Below are 320 nucleotides of genomic sequence, written 5' to 3' on the forward strand. Positions count from 1 at the left end.
TTCTGGTCACCGCCGGTTCGCACCGGGGACACAGAGGAGCGCTCCAGAGAGAGGACGCCGGACTGCTGGCCAGGCCATGGCCTCGCGAGGTTTTTCGTCAAAGGTCGAATAAGCAGAGAGGCCCTCGTGGGGAGAGAGCCTACCTCTACGGGCCGACCGGCTCGAACTTGGCGCACTCGTCCGTCGCCACGGCGGGGCAACGGGCAGGCAGGCTCAATCCAGTGACAGTGGATCGCCTGCCGAATTGCCATGAAGCCTTGAATTCCCGGGCGGGGTTTCGCCCGGGGATTCCAAGAATCAGCGGGTGCTTCCTGCCGCGT

The sequence above is a fragment of the Pyxidicoccus sp. M15 genome, from assembly GCF_056858435.1.